Genomic DNA, 1,884 nt, shown 5'->3' on the forward strand with positions numbered 1-1,884 from the left:
TCCTTGGCGCATGGGCAAGCCTTGCCGGCCGCACGGCCGGGCCGGCAGCGGTCGCGGGTCTGGCGGGCGGCCTTCTTGTCTTCATGCTCAGCCTGCGCTGCCAGCCGCTCGGCTCGCCGGTGCTGCGCACGGCGCCTATCGGCTTCACCCGCGTGTGGCTGCGGCTGGTGCAACTGCCACTGCAATTGTCGCTCGCCTTCTTCCTGCTGCCGGCCGGCGCGGCGCTCGCGGCCGAGCCGTCGGCATGGGCCGTGCCGGTGGCGGGCGGACTCTGGCTGCTGGTGCTGAACGGCGCCTATGCGGTGTTCGGCGCCTATTTCCTCAACGCGCCATTCGTTGCCATGTTGAGCTTCGCCAGCGCGCTCGCCTATGCCAGCTATGAAACGCTCGAATATGGACGCACCGTGCTGATCGGCCTGGCGGCGTTGGTGTTCTTCCTGTGGCATCGGGCCCGACAGAGGTATCGCAATGGATGAAGTCCTCGCCGTCAGCGGTCTCAGCGCCGGCTATCGCGGGCGCGCCGTGGTGCGCGGCATCGATCTCTCGCTCCGCCGGGGCGACATAGTCGGCCTGCTCGGCGCCAATGGCTCGGGCAAGTCGACGCTCATCAGGGCGATCACCGGCCAGATCCCGTTGCTCGGCGGCAGCGTGGCGGTCGACGGCGTCGCGCTTGCCGCCGCGCCGGAGCGCGCCAAGGCCGGCTTCGGCCTCGCCATCGAGCCGCACGAATTGCCGGCGGCACTGTCGGGACGCCAGTATATGGAGCTCGTCGCCTCGATCCGCGGCTGCGCGCCAAACGATCTCCCGAGTACCGATCTGCCGAGTGCCGATCTGCCGAGCGGCGACCTCCTCGAGCGGCTCGAGCTCGGGCGCTGGATCGACCGCCCGATTGCTGAATATTCGCTTGGCACGCGAGCCAAGGTCGCGATCCTCGCGGCACTTCTCGGCCGGCCGCCGCTGCTGATCTTAGACGAGACGCTGAACGGCCTCGATCCGGTCGCGGCCTGGGAGGTGAAACGCGTCATCACCGCGCTCTGCGCGAGCGGCCGTCACGCCGTGATCGTGTCGACCCATGTGGTGGAGGCTGTGCCGGCGCTCTGCAGCCGCGCCGTCCTGATGGCCGACGGAAGCCTGAGCCGGAGCTGGGATACTGCGCAACTGGCCGAGGCAGGCAGGGCGCCAGGCGGCTTCGAGGACAGCGTCATGCAGGCGCTGCGCCTGCTCGCCGCCTGATGCGATCTAAGCCATGGGCAGCATGCGGCGCATGATCAGCGAGGCGTGGCCGCTGACGCCGTGGGCGGTCTCGCGGCGTTCGACCACCTCGAAGCCGTGCTTGCGGTAGAAGGCGATCGCGCGGTCGTTGCCATCGATCACCTCCAGGGCGATCGAGGGGATGCCGGCGTGGGCGGCAAGCACGGCATGCAGAAGATCGACCGCAAGCCCGCTCCCGAACGCCTGCGGCTCGATATGCAGCCGCTCCAGCGTGACGTCGCCTTTGGCGTCCATCGCCGCCATAGCATAGCCGGCGATCGAGCCGTCGGCGCGTTCGGCGACGAAGGACATCTTGTCCTCGTCCTTGAGTTCTTGCGCAAGCTGGTCCGGCGCGTGCCTTTCGTCGGAGAGCCGGGCCACGGTCTCGTCGCCCATGATCGGCGCGTAGGTCCGCCGCCAGGATTGGCCGAGCAGCCGCGACACATCGGCAAGATCGTTCCTCGTCATCGCCCGGATGCGGGTCATGGTCGTGTCCTTGTTCAATCCGAAGATAGGGCGAAGCACGGTGCGCGGCCAACCCCCGGGCGCGCGGAAGGCGCGGATCCAGTCGGTGCCTTTCGGGCGTTCAAGCGGCTATCACGGGCGGCGCAAACGATCCTGCCTGCTCGATAG

The 1,884-nt window shown here is 68.7% G+C and carries 2 protein-coding genes and 1 pseudogene; 2 read left to right on the plus strand and 1 reads right to left on the minus strand.

From position 1 onward, the window contains the following. Together EOA28_RS34400 and EOA28_RS34405 are read left to right on the plus strand one after the other, a co-directional pair. Positions 1-476 (plus strand): annotated as a pseudogene (locus EOA28_RS34400) (hypothetical protein); the annotation flags it as partial. Continuing rightward, positions 469-1,233 (plus strand): ABC transporter ATP-binding protein, encoded by a 765-nt coding sequence (locus EOA28_RS34405; protein WP_127250992.1) that lies wholly within the window; start codon positions 469-471, stop codon positions 1,231-1,233. The pseudogene EOA28_RS34400 and the gene EOA28_RS34405, both read left to right, overlap by 8 nt. 6 nt (positions 1,234-1,239) lie before the next feature. Here EOA28_RS34405 and EOA28_RS34410 read toward each other — a convergent pair whose 3' ends face one another. Further along, positions 1,240-1,737, minus strand: a complete 498-nt coding sequence (locus tag EOA28_RS34410; RefSeq protein WP_127250991.1) for an N-acetyltransferase — start codon at positions 1,735-1,737, stop codon at positions 1,240-1,242. Positions 1,738-1,884: the final 147 nt, after the last annotated feature.

The sequence above is a fragment of the Mesorhizobium sp. M2A.F.Ca.ET.067.02.1.1 genome (genome assembly GCF_004023285.1).
Taxonomy (GTDB): Bacteria; Pseudomonadota; Alphaproteobacteria; order Rhizobiales; family Rhizobiaceae; genus Mesorhizobium.